The sequence below is a fragment of the Streptomyces durhamensis genome (genome assembly GCF_000725475.1).
Lineage (GTDB): Bacteria > Actinomycetota > Actinomycetes > Streptomycetales > Streptomycetaceae > Streptomyces > Streptomyces filipinensis.
Map to the genome: position 1 here is coordinate 72,267 of NZ_JNXR01000006.1, position 19,820 is coordinate 92,086.

The 19,820-nt window shown below is 73.2% G+C and carries 21 protein-coding genes; 6 read left to right on the top strand and 15 right to left on the bottom strand.

Features of this window, described 5'->3' with window-relative positions:
* Positions 1-5 precede the first annotated feature (5 nt).
* The 4 genes from IO33_RS0109800 to IO33_RS0109815 form a co-directional block, all read right to left on the bottom strand.
* Entirely contained in the window at positions 6-1,007 is a 1,002-nt protein-coding gene (locus tag IO33_RS0109800; RefSeq protein WP_031162611.1) for a serine/threonine-protein kinase, read from the bottom strand.
* Positions 1,007-1,558, bottom strand: coding sequence for a hypothetical protein (locus IO33_RS0109805; RefSeq protein ID WP_031162614.1), 552 nt, complete (start codon positions 1,556-1,558; stop codon positions 1,007-1,009). The genes IO33_RS0109800 and IO33_RS0109805 overlap by 1 nt, the downstream gene beginning before the upstream one ends.
* 52 nt (positions 1,559-1,610) lie before the next feature.
* A complete protein-coding gene (locus IO33_RS0109810; protein WP_031162617.1) occupies positions 1,611-3,950 on the bottom strand; it encodes an ABC transporter ATP-binding protein/permease in 2,340 nt (779 codons plus the stop codon).
* A 73-nt stretch (positions 3,951-4,023) separates the two neighbouring features.
* Positions 4,024-4,434, bottom strand: a complete 411-nt coding sequence (locus IO33_RS0109815) for a hypothetical protein (protein WP_031162619.1) — start codon at positions 4,432-4,434, stop codon at positions 4,024-4,026.
* 311 nt (positions 4,435-4,745) lie between these two features.
* On the opposite strand from IO33_RS0109815, the gene IO33_RS0109820 reads away from it, so the two are divergent.
* Complete coding sequence (locus IO33_RS0109820) at positions 4,746-5,129, top strand: nuclear transport factor 2 family protein (RefSeq protein WP_031162620.1); 384 nt, start codon at positions 4,746-4,748, stop codon at positions 5,127-5,129.
* Between the two features lie 717 nt (positions 5,130-5,846).
* Here the strand turns inward: IO33_RS0109820 and mgrA are convergent.
* Positions 5,847-6,839, bottom strand: a complete 993-nt coding sequence (gene mgrA / locus IO33_RS0109825) for an L-glyceraldehyde 3-phosphate reductase (RefSeq protein WP_031162622.1) — start codon at positions 6,837-6,839, stop codon at positions 5,847-5,849.
* 143 nt (positions 6,840-6,982) lie between these two features.
* Between mgrA and IO33_RS0109830 the strand changes: the two genes are divergently transcribed.
* Positions 6,983-7,918, top strand: coding sequence for a LysR family transcriptional regulator (locus IO33_RS0109830; protein ID WP_031162625.1), 936 nt, complete (start codon positions 6,983-6,985; stop codon positions 7,916-7,918).
* A gap of 28 nt (positions 7,919-7,946) precedes the next feature.
* The gene (locus tag IO33_RS0109835) at positions 7,947-8,462 is read left to right on the top strand and encodes a mycothiol transferase (RefSeq protein WP_031162627.1); all 516 of its coding nucleotides are present in this window, start codon (positions 7,947-7,949) and stop codon (positions 8,460-8,462) included.
* Here IO33_RS0109835 and IO33_RS0109840 read toward each other — a convergent pair.
* From IO33_RS0109840 to IO33_RS0109880, 9 genes are all read right to left on the bottom strand, one after another.
* Positions 8,444-9,523, bottom strand: a complete 1,080-nt coding sequence (locus IO33_RS0109840) for an adenosine deaminase (RefSeq protein WP_031162629.1) — start codon at positions 9,521-9,523, stop codon at positions 8,444-8,446. The two genes, IO33_RS0109835 and IO33_RS0109840, sit on opposite strands and share 19 nt — an antisense overlap.
* 33 nt (positions 9,524-9,556) lie before the next feature.
* On the bottom strand, positions 9,557-9,952 hold the full coding sequence (locus IO33_RS0109845; protein WP_031162631.1) for a VOC family protein: 396 nt from the start codon (positions 9,950-9,952) through the stop codon (positions 9,557-9,559).
* Between the two features lie 141 nt (positions 9,953-10,093).
* A complete protein-coding gene (locus IO33_RS0109850; protein ID WP_031162633.1) occupies positions 10,094-11,020 on the bottom strand; it encodes a M48 family metalloprotease in 927 nt (308 codons plus the stop codon).
* Positions 11,017-11,397, bottom strand: a complete 381-nt coding sequence (locus IO33_RS0109855; protein WP_031162635.1) for a BlaI/MecI/CopY family transcriptional regulator — start codon at positions 11,395-11,397, stop codon at positions 11,017-11,019. Before IO33_RS0109855 ends, IO33_RS0109850 begins: the two co-directional genes overlap by 4 nt.
* A 272-nt stretch (positions 11,398-11,669) precedes the next feature.
* A complete protein-coding gene (locus IO33_RS0109860; RefSeq protein ID WP_031162637.1) occupies positions 11,670-12,992 on the bottom strand; it encodes an aldehyde dehydrogenase family protein in 1,323 nt (440 codons plus the stop codon).
* A 114-nt stretch (positions 12,993-13,106) separates the two neighbouring features.
* The gene (locus IO33_RS0109865; protein ID WP_031162639.1) at positions 13,107-14,306 is read right to left on the bottom strand and encodes an RNA polymerase sigma factor; all 1,200 of its coding nucleotides are present in this window, start codon (positions 14,304-14,306) and stop codon (positions 13,107-13,109) included.
* A gap of 124 nt (positions 14,307-14,430) precedes the next feature.
* Entirely contained in the window at positions 14,431-14,853 is a 423-nt protein-coding gene (locus IO33_RS0109870; protein WP_245235742.1) for an ATP-binding protein, read from the bottom strand.
* A 160-nt stretch (positions 14,854-15,013) separates the two neighbouring features.
* On the bottom strand, positions 15,014-15,805 hold the full coding sequence (locus IO33_RS0109875; RefSeq protein ID WP_031162646.1) for an anti-sigma factor family protein: 792 nt from the start codon (positions 15,803-15,805) through the stop codon (positions 15,014-15,016).
* A 25-nt stretch (positions 15,806-15,830) separates the two neighbouring features.
* Positions 15,831-16,451, bottom strand: a complete 621-nt coding sequence (locus IO33_RS0109880) for a sigma-70 family RNA polymerase sigma factor (protein WP_078963463.1) — start codon at positions 16,449-16,451, stop codon at positions 15,831-15,833.
* Positions 16,452-16,619: 168 nt separating this feature from the next.
* On the opposite strand from IO33_RS0109880, the gene IO33_RS52305 reads away from it, so the two are divergent.
* Together IO33_RS52305 and IO33_RS0109890 are read left to right on the top strand one after the other, a co-directional pair.
* Positions 16,620-17,099, top strand: a complete 480-nt coding sequence (locus IO33_RS52305) for a cupredoxin domain-containing protein (RefSeq protein ID WP_245235743.1) — start codon at positions 16,620-16,622, stop codon at positions 17,097-17,099.
* Positions 17,096-18,088 carry a metallophosphoesterase family protein gene (locus IO33_RS0109890; protein WP_037685176.1) on the top strand — a complete coding sequence of 331 codons (993 nt, stop codon included), beginning with the start codon at positions 17,096-17,098 and terminating at the stop codon, positions 18,086-18,088. Before IO33_RS52305 ends, IO33_RS0109890 begins: the two co-directional genes overlap by 4 nt.
* Positions 18,089-18,172: 84 nt before the next feature.
* On the opposite strand, the gene IO33_RS0109895 is transcribed toward IO33_RS0109890, so the two are convergent.
* Positions 18,173-18,523: a YciI family protein gene (locus tag IO33_RS0109895; protein ID WP_031162651.1), complete on the bottom strand. Its 351-nt coding sequence runs from the start codon at positions 18,521-18,523 to the stop codon at positions 18,173-18,175.
* A gap of 111 nt (positions 18,524-18,634) precedes the next feature.
* Here IO33_RS0109895 and IO33_RS0109900 point away from each other — a divergent pair, with 111 nt between their 5' ends.
* Positions 18,635-19,675: an acyl-CoA dehydrogenase family protein gene (locus IO33_RS0109900; RefSeq protein ID WP_031162653.1), complete on the top strand. Its 1,041-nt coding sequence runs from the start codon at positions 18,635-18,637 to the stop codon at positions 19,673-19,675.
* Positions 19,676-19,820: the final 145 nt, after the last annotated feature.

Consider the following 19,820-nt stretch of genomic DNA (forward strand, 5'->3'; position numbering starts at 1 on the left):
GGGTCTCAGGACCCGAACGCCGGCTCGGCCCAGCGCGGGGGCCGTGGGGTCGCGGCCGCCGTGTGGTCCGTCTCCGTGTCGGGCTCTGTGCCGGGCCCCGCCGCCGCGTGGACGTCGGCCGGGGCCGCGCCGGGCGCGGTGGCGGCGCGCAGGGCGGAGACGAAGGCCAGGCAGGTGTCGTAGCGGGCGTCCGGGCTCTTGGCGAGGGCCCGGGCGAAGACCGGGTCGACGGCCGGGGCGAGGCCGGGGCGGACCTCGCTCGGCGGGGGCGGCTCGTCGTACTGGTGGGCCCAGAGCAGGGCCATGTCGTCCTCGCGCAGGAACGGCGGACGGCCGGCGAGGGTCTCGTACACGACGCAGGCCAGGCCGTAGACGTCACAGCGGCTGTCGACCGGCCGGCCGGAGATCTGCTCGGGGGCCACGTAGTCGAGGGTGCCCACGAACTGGCCCACGCTGGTGAAGCCGGTCAGGGACAGCGACTTCTTGGTGAGCCCGAAGTCGGTGAGGTAGACGTGCTCGGGATGGTCACTGTCGATGCCCTCCGCGATCAGGATGTTGCCGGGCTTGACGTCCCGGTGGACCAGGCCGTGCTCGTGGGCGGCGTCGAGGGCGGAGGCGACCTGCGCGGCGATCCGTACGGTGTCCGGCAGCGGCAGTGGTCCGCGCAGGTCGAGGAGGCGGCGCAGGTCGCTGCCGGAGACGTACCGCATGGCGATGTAGAGCACTCCGTCCGTCTCGCCGGCCTCGAAGACCGGCACGATGTGCGGGTGGTCGATCGCCGCGGCCACCTGGGACTCGTGGGTGAAGCGCTTGCGGAAGGTGTCGTTGCGGGCGAGTTCGGGGGCGAGCAGCTTGAGGGCGACCGTGCGCTCCAGGCGCAGGTCGCGGGCCCGGTAGACGACGGCCATGCCACCGCGCCCGATCTCGCTCTCGACGAGATAGCCCGCCACCTGCCGGCCGATCAGCTCCGAGGGCCGGCCGGAGAACAAACTGGTCTCGCGTGCCATCAGCGCTCGCCCTCGGGCGCGACCAGCCGGGTCGGGGCGTGCCCGGTGTCGCCCTCGCCGGTGACCGCCCGGTCGGTGGCGTAGGTGGTCAGCCGCCGTCCGTCGCCGTAGACCCAGCGGCCCTCCTCGGGGTCGTACAGCCACATGGACTCACCGTCGACCACGACCCCGATCCTCAGGTCCCGGGTGCGGTCCTCGAAGTCCTCGCCGTCCAGGGCACCGGCCGCCAGTTCCTCGACCGCGGACCGGTAGTCGGCCAGGGCCTGTTCGGCGCGGGCCAGCAGGGGCCGGGGATCGGCGGTGCCGTCCGGAGCGTCGCCGGCGGGCGGGTCGTCGGGTACGGCGACGAGCCGGCGGCCGTCGACCCAGGCGCCCCAGCCGTTGGAGCAGCGGACGTACCCCCAGTCGCCGCGCCGCTCGACCAGCTCGACCGGGAGCAGCGGGTCGAGGGGCACGGTGGGCCGGGCCGGGTCGGGCGACTCCCAGGCGGGCATGCCGCGCCGCGGCACGACGTGCGTGGGCTGGAATCCGGGACTGGGCGCTTTGCTCATCGGGGCGCCTGCTTCCGCGTGCGTGACGTCGTCGTGGGTGCCATCGTGCCGCCTACCTCCGCATCACGGCGGGCTCGTGCCGGCGCAGCAGCCGGGCGACCGCGAGCCCGTAGAGGGCGGACAGCACCACCAGCATGGCCAGGTCGAGCAGCCAGACGCCTGTCGAGTGCCGGAAGAGCGGGTCGGCGGTCAGCGTGCCGGGCACGGTCCTGGACAGCCCCACCGTGCCGGCCATGGCGGCGAGCGCCCAGCGGGAGGGCACGAGCCAGGACAGCTGGTCCAGGCCGGGCACGCCGCTCAGCCTGAGCAGGGCCCCGCAGAGCACGACCTGGACGATGGCCAGCAGCACCAGCAGCGGCATCGTCACCTCCTCCTTGCGCACCAGCGCGGAGACGAGGAGGCCGAGCATCATGGCGGTGAACGCCAGCAGGGCGACGGCCAGGGTGATCTCGGCGAGCGGCGGCAGCAGGACGCCCCTGCCGCCGGGCGCGTTCAGGTCGACGCCGAGGAGGGCGACCAGGGTGAGGACGACGGCCTGGACGACGCTGATCGTGCCGAGCACCACGACCTTGGACATCAGATAGGCCGACCTGGGCAGGCCGACGGCGCGTTCGCGCTGGTAGACGACGCGTTCCTTGACGAGTTCGCGCACCGCGTTGGCGGCGCCGGTGAGCACGGCACCGACGCACAGGATGAGCAGCGCGCTCATCGCCGTCTCCCGGGTGAGCCGTGTGCCCGCGAGGGCCCGGGCCATGGCGCCCATGACGAAGGGCAGCGCGATCATGACGAGCAGGAAGGTGCGGTCGGCGCCGAGGACGGCCGCGTAGCGGCGGACCAGGGTGCCGAGCTGGGCGGCCCAGCCTCGCGGGCGGGGCGGCGGCGCCGTGGTGACGGGAGCCGGGCCGGGGTGGCGGGGCTGGGTGCTGGCCTCGGTGATGTAGTGCCGGTGGAACGGCGAGTCCCGGTACTCCCGCGCCCAGTCGCGGTCCTGGTCGCGGTCGAAGGCCTCGAAGGCCTCCGGCCACTGCTCGAAGCCGAGGAAGGCGAGGGTGTCGTCGGGCGGGCCGTAGTAGGCCACCCTGCCGCCCGGAGCCAGCACCAGGAGGCGGTCGCAGAGGCTCAGGCTGAGGACGCTGTGGGTGACGACGATGACGGTGCGGCCGTCGTCGGCGAGGCCGCGCAGCATGTGCATCACCGAGCGGTCCATGCCGGGGTCCAGGCCGGAGGTCGGCTCGTCCAGGAAGAGCAGCGAGGGTTTGGTGAGTAGTTCCAGGGCCACGCTGACCCGCTTGCGCTGGCCCCCGGAGAGGCTGTGCACGGGTTGTTCGGCGCGCTGTTCGAGACCGAGTTCCCGGATGACCTCCGCGACCCGGGCGCGCCGCTCGCCCTGGGCGGTGTCCTCGGGGAAGCGCAGCTCGGCGGCGTAGGACAGGGCGGCGCGCACGGTGAGCTGGGGATGCAGGATGTCGTCCTGCGGGACCAGGCCGATGCGCTGGCGCAGTTCGGCGTAGTCGCGGTAGAGGTCGCGGCCGTCGTACAGGACGGTGCCGCGGTCGGCGGGCCGCTGTCCGGTGAGGGCGTTCAGCAGGGTGGACTTGCCGGCGCCGCTCGGCCCGACCACCGCGAGCAGGCACTTCTCGCCGAGCGGGAAGGACACGTGGTCGATGAGCACCTTGCTGCCACCGTCCACGGCGACGGTGAGGTCCTGGACGTCCAGGGCCACTTCGCCGGTGTCGACGTACTCCTGGAGTTCGTCGCCGACCAGGCAGAACGCGGAGTGGCCGACACCGACGATGTCGCCGGGGCGCACGGGCGCGCGGGTGACGGGCCGGCCGTTGAGGTAGGTGCCGTTGTGGCTGCCGAGGTCGACGATCTCGTACGTGCCGTCGGTGCGGGCGCGCAGCTCGGCGTGGCGCCGGGAGACGACCAGGTCCTCCACCACGAGGTCGTTGTCGGCCGCCCGGCCGATGCGGACCGAGCGCGCGGGCAGCGGGCGGACGCTGGTGGGCCGGCGGAAGGTGCCGGTCAGCTGGGGCAGCGACACCGCGGAGGGACGGTCGGGGGCGGGCCGCGGGGCTCCGGCGAGTACCGCGCGGGGGCCGTCGGCGGGGTTGCCGAAGCGGATCACGCTGCCGGGGCGCACGGCCCACCGCTCGATCCTGCGGCCGTCGGCGTAGGTGCCGTTGGTGCTGTGCCGGTCCGTCAGGGTCCAGTGGTCGTCATCGCAGTGCAGCACGGCGTGGTCCCAGGAGACCCGGGCATCGTCGAGGACGATGTCGCTCAACGGGTCACGTCCGACGTGGTAGTCGCGGCCCGGGCTCATCACCGTGGAGCCCGTGTCGGTCTCCAGGACGAGTTCGGGCGCCGTCGGGGCGACCGACCGCTCCGCCATGGCCAGAATTCTACCGATTCGCTCACCTGTACGCCCCTGCCGGGGGGTCGGGCTCCGGCTGAACGGACACGTGTCAGGCGACGGGCACCACGAGCACCGGCAGGACGCGCTGCATGCGCACCGCGTCCACGGACTCGGCGAGCAGTTCGTACTCGGTGGTGTCGTCGCTGGCGGCGATCCGCACCAGCCGTCCGCCCGCCAGCTCGTCGGCCACCAGCTCCTGCCGGGCGTCGTCGGCACACCAGCCGCGCAGCAGGGCCGGCACGTCGACGACCGTGTCCGGGACCGGCACCAGCGCGCCCGCCGGAAAGGCGGGGCCCTCCGGGGCCGGGTCGAGGCGCTCGGCGATCCAGGACGCCCGGTCCCTCAGCCACCACAGGGCGAGGGCCAGCGTCGGTGCGCGGTAGGTGCCGAGCGGTACGCCGATGCGCCGGCCGTCGCACATGCCGTACGCCGTGACATGGCACAGGAATTCGTCGTGCATGTCTCACTCCCCCGTCGCCTGGCTGTGTGGCGGCTGGACCTCGCTCTGCGTGCGGCTCTGTGCGGTGAAGTGCCCCTGGCGTTCGAGTATCGCCACTCCCGAAACACAGTCACCATGACTTTCCGGCCAGTCTGTTGGCATATTCACCACCTGTTCTGGCCGGAATGCACCGGCGCGCACGGCCCCGGGGCATTACCAGGCAGGTAATCGACCCGCCCCTCGGGTCTCCGGCATGGTGGTCACACCGGATCGGCGAAGCCCCGGATCCGGTCCCGACCAGCAGCAACGACCTCGATGGAGGCTGATTCACCATGTCCGCGCACACCGACCGTTACGAGACCGCCGCCGGCCGTTACTTCGAGGCCTGGAACGCCACCGAGCCCGAGGCCCTGAAGAAGGCCGTCGCCGCCGCCTGGACCGCGGACGGCGGCTACACCGACCCGCTCGCCGAGGTCCGCGGCCACGAGGGCATCGCGGCCGTGATCGCGGCGGCGCACGAGCAGTTCCCGGGGTTCGTCTTCCGCCCGCTCGGCGTTGTGGACGGCCACCACGACACCGCGCGCTTCGGCTGGGAGCTGGTGAACGAGGCCGACGGCTCGGCGCCGGTGGCCGGGTTCGACGTCGTCACGCTGGACGCGGAGGGCCGGATCCGGCAGGTCCTGGGCTTTCTGGACCGGGTGCCGGCGGGTGCCTGACACCGTCTGGCCGACGAAGCGGCCGCCGCCGGAGTGAGTGCGGCCGCGGGGGCGGCTCGGGTGACCGTGCCGCTTCAGGAGCGGGATGGGTGAGCGCGCGGTCGCGGGGTGTCAGGGGGAGCGCGCGGCCTCGGGGGTGCCAGGGGAGCGCGCGGCCCCGGGGGCCGCGGGGCCGCCAGGGTGAGCGCGCGAGCACGCGGCCACAGGACCGCCAGGGCGAGCACGCGATCACAGCACCGCCCGTCGCAGGCGAGCTCGCGGCCACAGAACCGCCGGGGGCGAGCGTGCGGCCACAGGACCCCCAGGGGCGAGCAAGCGATCACAGCACCGCCCGTCGCAGGCGAGCGCGCGGCCACAGGACCGCCGGGGGCGAGCGTGCGGCCGCCGGGCCGCCGCGGGTGGGCGTGCGATTCGGCGGCCACTGGACCGGTCGGCGGCGAGCGCGCGACCACAGAACCGCCACAGGACCCCCAGGGGCGAGCGTGCGGCCGTGGGGGCTCATGGGCGGGCCCGCGGCTCCCGGAGTGGCTCGGGGGCCGGTTCCCGCAGGGACGTGGGCGGCTCGGCCGGACCTGATGCCTTCGGGTCTGCGCGGTCACCCCCGAGGCGTGCGGACGCCTCACCACCGGCTCGCCTCAGGGCCGGCGGCGAACGGCTCAGCCCTGGAGCCCCCGTCGGCACCGGCTCACCTCCGGTCGGGGCGGCGGCTCGGTGGGTTCAGGCCTTCACGATCGCGTCGATCCGCGCCAGTTCCTCGTCATCGAAGTGCAGGTTGCGGATCGTGCCCACGCTGTCCTCGATCTGCTGCGGGCTGCTCGCGCCGACCAGCGCCGAGGTGACCCGGCCGCCGCGCAGCACCCAGGCCAGGGCCAGCTGGGCCAGGGTCTGGCCGCGGGACTTGGCGATCTCGTCGAGCGAGCGCAGCCGGGCGACCAGGTCCTCGGTGACCGCGTCCGAGTTCAGGAAGGGGCTGTCGCTCGCCGCCCGGGAGTCCTCGGGGATGCCGTCGAGGTAGCGGCCGGTGAGCAGGCCCTGTTCCAGCGGGGAGTAGACGATGGAGCCGACCTGGAGTTCGTCCAGGGCGTCGAGCAGACCCTCGTCCTCGGGGCGCCGGTCGAGCATCGAGTAGCGCGGCTGGTGGATCAGGAGCGGGGTGCCCAGGCCAGCGAGGATGCGTGCGGCCTCGCGGGTCTGCTCCGCCGAGTAGTTGGAGACGCCCACGTACAGCGCCTTGCCCTGCTGGACCGCCGAGTGCAGCGCGCCCATGGTCTCCTCCAGAGGAGTGTCCGGGTCGGCGCGGTGCGAGTAGAAGATGTCGACGTAGTCCAGGCCCATACGCGTCAGGCTCTGGTCGAGCGAGGAGAGCAGGTACTTGCGCGAGCCCCATTCGCCGTACGGGCCCGGCCCCATGAGGTAGCCGGCCTTGGTGGAGATCACCAGCTCGTCCCGGTACGGCGCGAGGTCGGCCTTCAGGGCCTCGCCGAGCGCGGACTCGGCGGCGCCGGGCGGCGGGCCGTAGTTGTTGGCGAGGTCGAAGTGGGTGACACCCAGGTCGAAGGCGCGGCGCAGGACGGCCCGCTGTGTCTCGACGGGCCGGTCCGGGCCGAAGTTGTGCCACAGGCCGAGGGACAGCGCGGGGAGCTTCAGTCCGCTGCGTCCGGAGCGCCGGTAGGGCATGTCGGCGTAACGGTCGGGGTGTGCGGTGTACAACGCGACTCCAGAGGGGTTGGCACACGTGTCTTCCCGGCTCCCGGGAGCTTGCGCTCCTGGTCACCGCTCCCACTCTTCCCCGCCCGCCGGGCAGCGGTCCAACAGAAGAATCCGATGGGATTCAGCGACTAGGCTTCTCAATCATGGAACTGCGCCATCTGCAGCACTTCGTCGCCGTCTCCGAGGACCAGCATTTCACCCGGGCCGCCGAACGCCTGATGGTGTCCCAGTCGGGGCTGTCGGCGTCCATCAGGGCGCTGGAGCGGGAGCTGCGGGCGCCGTTGTTCGTGCGCACCACCCGCCGGGTGACGCTCACGGAGGCGGGGCGGGCGCTGCTGGTGGAGGCCGAGCGGATCCTGGCGCAGGTGCGGGCGGCGCACGAGGCGGTGGCCGCGGTGCAGGGCGTGCTGCGCGGGACGCTGGCACTGGGCACCGAGCAGTGCATCGCGGGCGTTCATCCGGCGCGGTTGCTGGCCGCGTTCCGGGGGCGGCATCCGGACGTGGAGATCCGGCTGCGGCAGGCCGGTTCGGGCGCGCTGGCCGAGGAGGTCACGGCCGGCCGCCTCGACCTGGCCTTCGCCTACCGCACCCAGGCGGACACCGACCAGCTGCGCTCGGTGGCGCTGACGAGTGAGCCGATGACCGTGCTGTGCCATCCGGGCCATCGGCTCGCCTCGGCCGACGCGGTGCTGACCCCGGACGACCTGGCCGGTGAGGTCTTCGTGGACTTCCACCCGGACTGGGGCCCGCGGCGCACCACCGACGCCGCGTTCGCCGCGGCCGGTGTCCGGCGCACGGTCGCGCTGGAGGTCAACGACGTGCACAGTCTGCTGGACCTGGTGGACGAGAACCTGGGGATCGCGGTCGTACCGCGGCACTTCCGGCACAAGCGGCCCTCGCTCACGGCGCTGCCGCTGAAGGGCGCGGGCGAGGCGGAGTACCAGACGGTGGCCCTGCTGCCGCCGGACCGCGCGACCAGTCCCGCCGCCCGGGCACTCGTCACCCTCCTGGAAACAGGGGGCGGGACGCCGGAGCCGGCGCCGCCCGGTGTCCACGGGAGCCTGATTCCGGACGCATGAGCGCCCGCTGTTTGGGATGGTGGACGGTATGCACGCAAAGGACATCCTCATCGACGGCTACGGCCGCATCCAGGAAGAAGTCCATGCCGCCCTCGACGGCCTCGGACCGGACGAGCTGCACCACCGCCCGGCCCCCGACGCCAACTCCATCGCCTGGCTCGTCTGGCATCTCACCCGGGTGCAGGACGACCACATCGCCGACGCCTTCGACCTCGACCAGGTGTGGCTGTCCCAGGGCTGGGAGAAGCGCTTCGGCCTCGGCCTGCCCCGCCATGACACCGGCTACGGGCACAGTCCCGCGAAGATCGCGAAGGTGCGGGTCGAGTCGGCCGACCAGCTGACGGGGTACTACGACGCCGTCCACGAGCAGTCGCTCGGCGCGCTGCGCTCGCTCGCCGCCAAGGATCTGGAACGGGTCGTGGACGAGCGGTGGGATCCCCCGGTCAGTCTGGGTGTGCGCCTGGTGAGCGTCCTGTCCGACGACCTTCAGCACATCGGACAGGCCGCCTACCTGAGGGGGCTGCTTCAGAGCGCTGCCGCGTAACCCGGCAGGACCACGTCCTCGATGAGGGCCTTGCGCTCGTCGAACGGGATGAACGCGCTCTTGAGGGCGTTCACCGTGACCGTGCGCAGGTCCTCGACCGTCCAGCCGGCCTCCTCGACCAGCAGGGACATCTCCCGGGTCATCGTCGTGCCCGACACCAGGCGGTTGTCGGTGTTGAGGGTGACCCGGAAGCCGAGGTCCTTCAGGGCCGTGATGGGGTGCTCGGCGATCGAGGTGGCGCAGCCGGTCTGCAGATTGGAGGTCGGGCACATCTCCAGGGCGATACGACGGTCGCGCACCCAGGAAGCGAGCCGGCCGAGCTTGCCGGCCGCGAGGTCGGGGATGTCCTCGACGAGGCGCACGCCGTGGCCGATGCGCTGGGCGCCGCACACCTGCAGGGCCTGGTGGATGCTGGGCAGGCCGTGGGCCTCGCCGGCGTGGATCGTGAAGGGCACGCTCTCGCGCCGCAGGTGCTCGAATGCCTCAAGGTGGTCCGCGGGCGGGAAGCCGTCCTCCGCGCCGGCGATGTCGAAGCCGACGACACCCGCGTCGCGGTAGGCGACGGCCAGGTCGGCGGCCTCACGGACCCGGTCGAACATCCGCATCCCGCACAGCAGGGTGCCCACGCGCACGGGGGTGCCGGCTGCGGCGGCCTTGGCCATACCGGTGGCGAGGCCCTCCTGGACGGTCTCCACGACCTCGCGGAGCGACAGCCCGCCGTTGGTGTTCAGCTCGGGGGCGTAGCGCACCTCGGCGTAGACGACACCGTCGGCGGCGAGGTCGAGGACGTACTCCTCGGCGGTGCGCAGCAGGCCCTCGCGGGTCTGCATGACGGCGAGGGTGTGCTCGAAGGTGGCTATGTAGCGGACCAGGTCGCCGGAGTTGGCGGCCTCGAAGTACCAGGCGGCCAGCTCGTCGGGGTCGGTGGTGGGCAGCTGGTGGCCGACCGCGGCCGCGAGCTCGACGACGGTGGCGGGGCGCAGGCCGCCGTCGAGGTGGTCGTGCAGGACGGCCTTGGGGAGCCGGCGGAGGGTCTCGGTGTCGATGCGGGGCGCGGTCATGGCAGGGCTTTCCTCAGGTGGTGCGGTGGGATGTCAGTGGTCGGCCGGCTGGAGCAGGTCCCAGCGGTTGCCGTAGAGGTCCTGGAAGACGGCGACGGTGCCGTACGGCTCGTGGCGCGGCTCCTCCAGGAAGGTCACGCCGGCCGCGGTCATCCGGCCGTGGTCGCGGGCGAAGTCGTCGGTGTGCAGGAAGAACCCGACGCGTCCGCCGGTCTGGTCGCCGATCCGGGACCGCTGGTCCTCGCCCTTGGCCCGGGCCAGGAGCAGGCCGGTGCCGGTGCCCTCGGTCCCCGGCTCCACGACGACCCAGCGGGAACCGTCGGGGCGCGGGGCGTCCTCGGCCAGCCGGAAGCCCAGGGCCTCGGTGTAGAAGCGGATGGCCTCGTCGTAGTCGTCGACGACGAGGGTGACCAGGGCGACGCGTCGCATCGGGACCTTCCGGTGGGGGTGGTTAGCGGGTGAGGTTATACGTAAAACCCTGCGCGCGCCAGTCCCTGTTCTACGCGCGTTGCCGTGCGGTGGTGCCAGGCACGTACGCAGGGCCGCGGGTGGGTTCTCCGGAGGGGTTCGTCAGGGTGTCTCGTCGCCCTGGGCGACCTCGACCCGGTGGTGGAAGTCGGCCATTCCCGCGGCCGAGGCCACGCAGGAGACGGCCGTGCAGGCGATGAGGAGAGCGGCGATCGTCCGGCCGGCCCGGGGTGCGCGCGGAGCGGCCAGCAGGGCCTGGACGCGCTGCGGGACGGGGCCGGTGGTCGCGGCGGGCACGAAGCCGGGGCGCTCGGTGCGGGCGGCCTGGCCGGCGAGGGCCGCACGGGCGATGGCCCGGGCGATCAGGCGCCGGTCGCCGACCCGGACGGCGGCGGCCTCGTCGGCGGCGCGCTCGGCGGCCAGCCGGATGGTCTCGCGGACCGGGCGCAGGGCCGGATGGCAGTGCGCGGCGAGTTCGGCGGCGGCGAGGAAGTAGTGGTGTCCGCCGTCGTTGTGCGCCCGCTCGTGCGCGAACAGCGCCTCGCGCTCGGGTCCGTCCAGGCTGCGCAGCATCGCGGTGGTGACGACGACGCGGTGCGGGCGGCCGGGCAGCGCGTAGGCGTCCGGGCGGGGCGAGTCCACCACGCACAGGTCGCCGGCCGCGGGGCCGCGCCCGGCCTCCGTCCGGGCCGCACGGAAGGCGCGGGTCTGGCGCAGCACCGAGCGGACGAGGGTCCAGCCGCAGACGGCGAGCACACCGACGGAGGTCGCGGCGGCCGGCAGGACGACGAGGTCCGAGGCGGTGCGCAGCGGGTGGATCAGCTCGCCGAGCGCGGCGAAGAGGGGGAGCTTGAGCAGCCCGACGAGGACGAACGAGCCGAGCGCGGCCAGCGAGCAGCCGGCGAGGAGCACCGCGCAGGCGGTGACGGCCCACAGCGCGGCGACCGGGACCAGCCGGTCCAGCGCCCGGCGGGCCAGGGCCGGGAGGGCGAAGGGCAGCAGCAGCGGGAGCAGGAGGAGCGCGGTCATCGTTCGCCGGATTCGAGCAGGTCTCGCAGAATGCGTTCGTCGTCGGGGCTGAGCTGGGCGACGAAACGGGCGAGGACCGTCTGGCGGTCGTCGTCCCGGTCCAGTTCGCTGTGCATCCGGCGGGCGGTGAGGCCCTGGGCGTCCTGGACGTCCCGCACCGGGACGTAGGCGTAGCCGCGGCCCTGGCGGTGCCGCTCGACGACTCCCTTGTCGTACAGGCGGGTGAGGATGGTGGTCACCGTCGTACGGGCCAGGTCCGTGCCGAGGCTCCGCTGGACCTCGCCGGGCGTCCGTGGTGCGCCGGCGGCCCAGAGCGCGGCCATGACGCTCGCCTCGAGTTCACCGGCCGGCCGCCGCTCGTCCTTCGCCTCGGTCATGGAACGTTCCTCACCCCGTCCTCGTCTGCGGTCGTTGCGACCGTCTACACGATGGTAGTCAAGCGGACCCTCGAACGGCCGTGCGCCCGGGGCACCCGTCCCCGAGGGGGCGGTGCCGGACGTCCGGCCGTTTCCGAGCGTCCGTCGGTGTGAGGCGCGGGCGCGGCGGCGTTCGCCCGGCGTGCCGGGGGAACGCCGGCGCCGCCCGTCCGCCGCATGACCGCGGTGCGGTGCGGCGGGCGGGCAGGGCGCCGGGTGCGAAGGTGCGGGTTTCAGCCGAGCGGCTTCTCCAGGACGGCCTTGCGGTGGCTGAACGTCTCGATGGAGTACCGGCCGTGGTAGCTGCCCGTGCCGCTCTCCCCCACGCCGCCGAACGGCAGGTCGGAGACGGTGAGATGGGCGAGGGGAAGGCCGTGGCCGAGGCCGCCGGAGGAGGTCTCGGCAGCGATGCGGGCGCGGGTCTCCTCGGACTCGCTGAACACGTACAGCGCGAGCGGCTTGTCACGGTCGTTGATGAAGGCGATCGCCTCGTCCAGGCCGGACACGGTGACGAGGGGCAGGATCGGGCCGAAGATCTCCTCCTGCATGACGGGCGACTTCGGGTCGACGTCCGCGAGGACGGTGGGCGCGATGTACTTGGCCGTACGGTCGCTCTCCCCGCCGACCGCGACCCGGCCGGAGTCGAGGAGGTCGGAGAGCCGGTCGAAGTGCCGCTCGTTGATGATCCGGCCGTATTCGGGCGAGGCCTGCGGGTCCGTGCCGAACAGCGCCTCCACCGCACGCACCAGCGCGCGCTCCAGGGCGGCGGCGGTCTCCGGGTCGGTCAGCACGTAGTCGGGGGCGACGCAGGTCTGGCCGGCGTTGAGGAACTTGCCGCGGGCGAGCCGGTCCGCGACCACGTCGAGGTCGGTGTCCCGGTCCACGAACACCGGGGACTTGCCGCCGAGTTCGAGGGTGACCGGGGTGAGGTGCTCGGCGGCGGCGCGCATCACGACGCGGCCGACCGTGCCGTTGCCGGTGTAGAAGATGTGGTCGAAGCGCTCGGCCAGCAGGGCCGTGGTCTCCGGGATGCCGCCCTCCACCACGGCGACGGCGTCGGTGTCGAGATAGGCCGGGATCAGCTCGGCGAGGGCGGCCGAGGTGGCCGGGGCCAGCTCGCTGGGCTTGGCGACGACCGCGTTGCCGGAGGCCAGGGCGCCGACCATCGGGGCGAGCAGCAGCTGCGCCGGGTAGTTCCAGGGGGCGATGACGAGGACGACGCCGAGGGGGTCGTACTGCGTCCAGGCCCTCGCGTCGGCGCCGAGGTGGGCCGGGACCGGGGCGGGCTCGGGGCGCAGCCACTGCGCGAGGTGGTCGAGGGTGTGGTCGATCTCGCGGACGGTGAAGTCGATCTCGGTGCGGTAGGCCTCGGTGCCGCTCTTGCCGAGGTCGGCGCGGAGGGCGGTGGCGAGGTCGGCCCCGCGCTCGGTGAGCATCGCGCGCAGGCGGCGCAGCTGGCCGGTGCGCCACTCGACGGGCTTGGTGCGGCCGGTGGTGAAGGTGGCGCGCAGCCGGGCCACGATGTCGGCGGGCTGCTCGGGTGCGTGGTGGTTCACGGATGCCTCGCTGAGGTGCACGGGCTGGTTCGGGCCCGAGCCTAGGTGTCAGTGGATGTATTCACCAACCTTTCAGGTTCTCAAGTTCATTCCGGCTGCTCGGGGTGACGAGGGTCACGCGGCCGGGCCGGTCTCCCGTCGGCGTCGCTCCAGATAGGCCCGCTCGGCCTCGCTCGCGGCCAGCTCGGCGGCCAGACCGTACGCGGTGGCGGCCTCGGCGGTGCGGCCCAGGCGGCGCAGCAGGTCGGCGCGGACGGCGTGCAGCACGTGGTAGCGGCCGAGGTCCAGGGTGTCGACCAGGTCGAGCGCCGCGGCGGCGCCCTGGGTCTCGGCCAGGGCGACCGCGCGGTTCAGGGCGACGACCGGGGACGGCGCCACGGCCATGAGCTGGTCGTACAGGCGCAGGATCTGCGGCCAGTCGGTGGCGGCGGCGGTGGGCGCGTCGCCGTGCACGGCGTTGATGGCGGCCTGGATCTGGTAGGGGCCGGGCCGGCCGTGGCGCAGACAGCGCCGGACCAGGTCCTGGCCCTCGGCGATGAGGGCCCGGTCCCAGCGGGAGCGGTCCTGCTCGGGCAGCGGGACGAGGACGCCGTCGGCGTCGCGCCGGGCGGGCCGACGGGACTCGGTGAGCAGCATCAGCGCGAGCAGGCCGGTGACCTCGGGTTCGTCCGGCATCAGGGCGGCGAGCAGACGGCCCAGGCGGAGCGCCTCGGCGCACAGGGCGGGGTCGCCGGTGTAGCCCTCGTTGAAGATCAGGTAGACGACGGCGAGGACACCGCCCAGCCGCGCGGGCAGATCGGCGGCGCGGGGCACGCGGTAGGGGATGCCCGCGTCCCGGATCTTGGCTTTGGCCCGCACCAGCCGCTGGGCGAGGGTCGGCTCCGGCACCAGGAAGGCGCGGGCGATCTGGGCGGTGCTCAGCCCCCCGAGGAGACGCAGGGTCAGGGCGACCCGGGCCTGGAGGGCGAGCGCGGGGTGGCAGCAGGTGAACATGAGGCGGAGCCGGTCGTCGCGCACGGGACCCTCATCGGGCGGTGCGTCGGACGCGTACAGGCGGGCGGCCTCGGCGTGGCGGGCGTCCCGGGAGGACTCGCGGCGCAGCCGGTCGATCGCCCGGTTGCGTGCGGTGGTGATGATCCAGCCGGCCGGGCTCGGCGGCACACCGGCCTCGGGCCAGGTGCGTACGGCGGTGGTGAAGGCGTCCTGGACGGCTTCCTCGGCGAGGTCGATGTCGCCGAGGAAGCGGACGAGGACGGAGACCGCGCGCCCGTACTCGGCGCGGAAGACGGCCTCGACATCGACGGTGTCCGGCATGGGCGCCCGTGCCCTCCTGTCCGATCACGCCCCGACCCGGACGATGCCGGCCGTGGGGTGGGGTGCGGGCCGGTGGGCGGCGGCTGTCCTGTCGGGGCCGGCCGTCGCAAGCGTACGGGCTGCCTCATGCCGAGCACCGCAGACAGGCGCGGACTTCCCGCCCGCCGCGGGTCTGATGGACCTCGGTGGACTGCGCGAGGGAGTCGACGATGCCGGTGCCTCGGCCGTGCTCGTCCGGAGCCACGTCGTGAGGGACGCGCTCGACCGCCGTGCCGGAGTCGGTGACCACGATGTGCAGGGTGCCGCCGTCGAGGACGAGCAGCAGCGTCATGCGTTCGCGGCCGTACTGGGCGGCGTTGGCGGCGAGTTCGTCGACGATGAGGACGGCGGAGTCCCGCTCGCTCTCGGGCACGCGCCAGCACTCCAGCAGCTCGGCCGCGAGATGACGGGCGGCGGGGACATGCGCCTCCTGCGCGGGCAGGGTGAGCATCGCCTGGTGGTGGCAGGACCGTGCGGGGAGTGAGCCGGCACGGGCGGAATCGGTCACAAACATGGTCTTCTGGCTCTTCTGCGTAGGAACCTGTATGTGAGCACTCATTGAGTTCTACGGATGGCGAGCACATATAGTTCGAGCCATTCGCCCCTTTTGCGCATCTTGTGGGATCGAATTCGTCCGCTGGGCGGTGAGCCGGTGCGCCCCGCTCGCCTCATGCCCGGATCGTGACCAGCTTCTGGCCGTCGCCCGCGACGATCTCGAAGTGCTCGATGGCGGACGGGGGCATCGGGACCGCCCCGGGGATCGTGGTGCCGACGGGATACTCGCCCGCCCGCCAGGTGGCGGCGTCCGCCCTGGTTCCACCGGTCCCGATCGCCTGCAGCCGGCAGGTGATGCCCGCGGGCGCCCCCCGGGCGGAGACCTGCAGCACACTGCCCCACGCCGAGGGTGAGACCCGCACCGACGCGGTGACGCCGGTGGTGGGGTCGCTTCCGGAGAAGATGCGCGACGGAGCCGGGGTGACCGGTGCGGGCCGTGTCGCCTGACCGGCCACCGGTCCGCCGACCGCCAGCCAGGTGCCGCCGACCGCCGCACCGGCGACCAGCGTCAACGAGGCGGCCGCCCCGGCCAGTTGCCACCGCCAGGTCCTGCGGCGCCGGGCAGCGGCCTGCCGAAGCATCCGGTCGAGCAGTCCCGCCTCGGGAGCCCGCGGCACCGCGGACGGGCCGGGCGGGGCCCGGAACGAGCCCCCGGCGCTCTCCGCCGCCCGCCGCACCAGCCGGTCGGCCGGGTCCTCGTCGCCGGCCGGCGCGGGCCGGCCTTCGGCTTCCGCCGCGGTGACCGTCGCGAGCAGTGCCGGAAGTCCGGCCAGCTCGGCGTGTTCCGCCCGGCACGCGTCGCATTCGGCGAGGTGCGCCCGCACCTGTTCCGTCTCCGCCGGCGACAGCACGCCGAGGACATATCCTCCCAGCGCCAGCCGGAGGGCGTCATGGTCCGTGTTCATGGCCGGCACCTCCTCCATGCCGTGGTCATGGCTCGATGCCCCGTTCCCGCAGTGCCAGCCGGAGGGCGTGCAGGGCGTAGTACGTCCGCGACTTGACGGTGCCCGGCGGGATGCCCAGCACCTGTGCGGCCTCCGCCACGGTCCGGCCCCGGTAGTACGTCTCCAGCAGGACCGCACGATGGTCCGGGGACAGCGTCCGGACGGCGTCGGCCACGGCCCAGCTCTGCAACGCCTGCTCGATCCGGTCCTCGCCCGGCGCCTGCTCCGCGGCCCGCTCCAGCGCCTCGCCGCCCACCTCCGCCGGCCTCGCCTGCCGGGCCCGGTGCATGTCGATGACCAGGCGCCGGGCGACCGTGCACAGCCAGGCGCGCGCCGGACCGCGTCCGGGTTCGAACGCGGTGGGGTGCTGCCACGCCCGCAGCAGCGTCTCCTGGACGACATCCTCGGCCCACTGCCGGTCTCCTGACGTCAGTCGCAGCACGTAGTGGAACAGTGGGCCTGCGTGCTCGGCATACAGAGCCCGGAGCAGTTCCTCGTCCGTGGTCGAAACGGTCCCGTCACCCGGAACACGGCCCCCGGAGCGATTCGGATCGGCCGCCTCGCCACGTTTTCGAGCACTCCATGGCATAAGCCGATCATCACTCATATGCGCTGGTTTGTCGTGCCATACCCACTGACTGAATAGATGGCCCGAAAAAGATGTGTATCCACCGAACCGTGCGACACCCCTGCCCGTGAAACCAGGCATGAGCCGTCACGGACGGCATCACCTGACCAGTGGGGAATGAACATCATGTACGTCAACTTCCGCCCCGTGAGCCGCCGATCGCGCTGTGCGGCCGGGCTGGCCGTCGCCACCGCCGGTGTACTGGGACTCCTGAGCGCGTGCGGCCAGTCACCCCCTTCCGCGGGCACCGGCTCCCTCACGCCCGGCCCGGGCCAGCATCGGCTTGCCGGGATGCCCGGCGGCTCGGCAGCGCCCAGCATGACCATGCCCATGGCCTCTCCGGGCGGGGGCACCACCGCCGCGCCGGTGTCCGCGGACACCGTGGCGATCAAGAACTTCGCGTTCTCTCCGGCCACGCTGAAGATCAAGGCGGGCACGACGGTGACCTGGACCAATGAGGACACCGACGCCCACACCGTCACCAGCGCCGGCTCGGGCGGCCCGCTGCACTCGCCCGCACTCGCCACGCACGGCACCTACACCCACACCTTCACCAAGCCCGGCAGCTACGGCTACGTCTGCACCATCCATCCGTTCATGACCGGCACCGTGGAGGTGACCTCATGACCGGGTACGACGGCCATCAGGGCCCGGCACCGGTCGACGGCGCCGAGGAGCCGCCGGCGTCCGAACACGGCATGACCCGGCGCCAGCTCATGCGGCACGCCGGGTGGTTCGGCGGAGCCGTCGTGCTCACCGTGGCCGGCGGAGAGGTGCTCAGCCATGTCGCCGGCTCCCGGAACGCCACCGCCGGGGCCGTCACGGCACCGAGCGGCGCACTGCGGTTCGTGCAGGTCTCCGACAGCCACATCGGCTTCCAGGGCCCGGCCAACACGGACGTGGTCGGCTCCTTCACCGAAGCGATCGACCAGGTCAACGGGCTCGGGTTCACGCCCGACTTCGTCATGCACAGCGGCGACCTGACCCACCTGTCGACCGCGGGACAGTTCGACCAGGTCAGGCAGATGATGACCGGGCTGCGCACGGAGCGTGTGTTCACCGTGCCGGGCGAGCACGACTCCATCGGCGACGCGGGCCGCGCCTACCGGCAGATCTTCGGCAAGGGCACGCTCGGCGACGGGTGGTACAGCTTCGACACCCGCGGTGTGCACTTCCTCGCCCTGGTCAACACCCTGAGCCTGGAGAAGCTCGGTCACCTCGGCACCGCGCAGATCGACTTCGTCCGCAAGGACCTCGCCGGCCTGTCGTCGGACACCCCCGTCGTGGTCTTCAGCCACATCCCGCTGTTCGCCATGTACCCGCGGTGGGGCTGGAGCACGGACGACGCCTTGAAGGTGATCGCGCTGCTGCGCCGCTTCTCCTCGGTCACCTGTCTCAACGGACACGTCCACCAGCTGTTCACGAAGACGGAGGGCAACATCACCTTCCACTCCGCCACCACCACCGCCTACCCGCTGCCCAGGCCGGGGCGGGCACCCGCGCCCACTCCGCAGGTCGTGCCCGCCCGGCAGCTGAAGGACGCGCTCGGCATCCGCACCGTGGCCTACCGCAGGGGAGACCAGCAGCTGGCGATCAAGGACGAGAGGCTGGCGTGAACCCCGGGCAGTGCCTCGCCGAGTCCCCGGATCACCTCGCGACCGCCTCGTGCGGGCCGCGAGATGGTCCGGCGGGACGCACGGCTAGTGCTGGTCCACGAAAGGCCGTACCTCGACGGGCAGCGTCGTGGCGAGGGCGGCCTTGCGGCCCCACTCCAGGGCCTCGTCCAGGTCGGCCGCCCGGATCAGGCACAGTCCGCCGAGGTACTCCTTGCCCTCGGCGTAGGGGCCGTCGGTGATGAGGACGTCACCGTCCTTGGGCCGGAGCACGGTGGCGGTCTCGGGACCGTGCAGACCGCCGGCGAAGACCCAGGCCCCGGCGGCGCGCAGCTCGTCGTTGAAGGCCTCCACATCGCGCATGATCGCGGCGAGCGCGTCGGGGGCGGGCGGGGTGCCGTCGGCTGGCTGGACCACGCTGAGCAGGTAGTGCTTCATGACGTCCTCCTGTTGTCTTCAGGGTCTCTCGGGTGCCTGACACCTCCTACACGAACGGCCCGGCCCCGGATCGACACGACGCCGGAAGAATTCCCGGACAGAATTCCTCGCATGACGGCCACCACCGCACATCCGCTCCTCGACCGCGCCCTTCGGCTCGCCACGGACCTGCTGATCCCCGAGGCCGAGCGCGTCGACCAGGAGGGCGTGCCGGTGAGCCACATCGAAGCGGTGAAACGGTCGGGACTGCTGGGAGCGGGCGCCCCGGTCGCGTACGGCGGCTCGGGCGCGCCGCCGGACGTGGTCCGCCGGATCGCGGAGATCCTGTCCGGGGCCTGCTGTTCGACGTGGTTCGTGCAGACCCAGCACCACACGCCGGTGCAGACCCTGGCCCAGAGCGGGCTACCGGTCCGGGAACGGTTGCTGGGGCCGCTGGCACGGGGGGAGCTGCTGTCCGGGGTGGCGTACGCGCATCTGCGGTCGTATCCGCGTCGCGTCCCGGTGCGCGTCCGCCGGGACGGTGGCGGCTGGCGCTTCGACGGGACCGTGCCCTGGTACACGGGGTGGGGTCTGAACGACGTGATGCTGCTCGCCGGGGTGACCGAGGCGGACGAGGTGCTGTTCGCGTTCGCGGAGGCGCGTGAGCAGGCGGGGCTGCGGGCGTCGGAGCCGATGCGCCTCGCGGCGCTGACGGCCGCGCGCACGGTGTCGCTGGAGCTCGACGGGCTGTGGCTGCCCGAGGAGGCGGTGGCCCTGCGGGCGCCGTACGAGCACTGGGCGCCCGGGGACCGGGCCAGGACGCTGAACGCCACCCCGGCGGTCTTCGGCGTGGCGGAGGCCGCGCTGTCCCTGCTGGGCCCGGAGACGGCCGCGCCGCTCGCGGCCCGGCTCGCCGATGTGCGCCGCCGCGCCTACGCCCTGGTCGACCGTCCGGCGCCGCTGGAGCGGGTAACGGAGCGGCTGGCGGTGCGGGCGGAGGCGTACGAGGTGCTGCGAACGGCCACCACCGCGGCGGTGGTGGCCGGCGGCGGCCGGTCGATGTCCCTGTCGAGCCGTGCCCAGCGCCTGGCCCGCGAGGCGCTGTTCCTGCTGGTACAGGGCCAGACGACCGAGTCACGAACGGCGCACCTGCACGCCCTGGCGGCCACCTGAGCCCGGGCCTTCCGGCCACCGGGGACACCACCACGGCCCGCGGTCGGCACCGACGGGGCCGCGGGCGCCCTCGGTGGCCGAGGCAGCCGTCCGTCCTCGGGGTGTTCGCGGAGGCCGGAGCCGTCCGGCAGCGGGGCCTTGCCGT

Bases quoted from the DNA above. Each gene is read 5' to 3' on its own strand.
- IO33_RS0109815 (WP_031162619.1), bottom strand. From the start codon at position 4,434: ATGCACGACGAATTCCTGTGCCATGTCACGGCGTACGGCATGTGCGAC.
- IO33_RS0109845 (WP_031162631.1), bottom strand. From the start codon at position 9,952: ATGCGACGCGTCGCCCTGGTCACCCTCGTCGTCGACGACTACGACGAG.
- IO33_RS0109875 (WP_031162646.1), bottom strand. From the start codon at position 15,805: ATGAACACGGACCATGACGCCCTCCGGCTGGCGCTGGGAGGATATGTC.
- IO33_RS0109880 (WP_078963463.1), bottom strand. From the start codon at position 16,451: ATGAGTGATGATCGGCTTATGCCATGGAGTGCTCGAAAACGTGGCGAG.
- IO33_RS0109810 (WP_031162617.1), bottom strand. From the start codon at position 3,950: ATGGCGGAGCGGTCGGTCGCCCCGACGGCGCCCGAACTCGTCCTGGAG.
- IO33_RS0109900 (WP_031162653.1), top strand. From the start codon at position 18,635: ATGACGGCCACCACCGCACATCCGCTCCTCGACCGCGCCCTTCGGCTC.
- IO33_RS0109890 (WP_037685176.1), top strand. From the start codon at position 17,096: ATGACCGGGTACGACGGCCATCAGGGCCCGGCACCGGTCGACGGCGCC.
- IO33_RS0109820 (WP_031162620.1), top strand. From the start codon at position 4,746: ATGTCCGCGCACACCGACCGTTACGAGACCGCCGCCGGCCGTTACTTC.
- IO33_RS0109865 (WP_031162639.1), bottom strand. From the start codon at position 14,306: ATGCCGGACACCGTCGATGTCGAGGCCGTCTTCCGCGCCGAGTACGGG.
- IO33_RS0109840 (WP_031162629.1), bottom strand. From the start codon at position 9,523: ATGACCGCGCCCCGCATCGACACCGAGACCCTCCGCCGGCTCCCCAAG.
- IO33_RS0109835 (WP_031162627.1), top strand. From the start codon at position 7,947: ATGCACGCAAAGGACATCCTCATCGACGGCTACGGCCGCATCCAGGAA.
- IO33_RS0109800 (WP_031162611.1), bottom strand. From the start codon at position 1,007: ATGGCACGCGAGACCAGTTTGTTCTCCGGCCGGCCCTCGGAGCTGATC.
- IO33_RS0109895 (WP_031162651.1), bottom strand. From the start codon at position 18,523: ATGAAGCACTACCTGCTCAGCGTGGTCCAGCCAGCCGACGGCACCCCG.
- IO33_RS0109850 (WP_031162633.1), bottom strand. From the start codon at position 11,020: ATGACCGCGCTCCTCCTGCTCCCGCTGCTGCTGCCCTTCGCCCTCCCG.
- IO33_RS0109805 (WP_031162614.1), bottom strand. From the start codon at position 1,558: ATGAGCAAAGCGCCCAGTCCCGGATTCCAGCCCACGCACGTCGTGCCG.
- IO33_RS0109830 (WP_031162625.1), top strand. From the start codon at position 6,983: ATGGAACTGCGCCATCTGCAGCACTTCGTCGCCGTCTCCGAGGACCAG.
- IO33_RS0109855 (WP_031162635.1), bottom strand. From the start codon at position 11,397: ATGACCGAGGCGAAGGACGAGCGGCGGCCGGCCGGTGAACTCGAGGCG.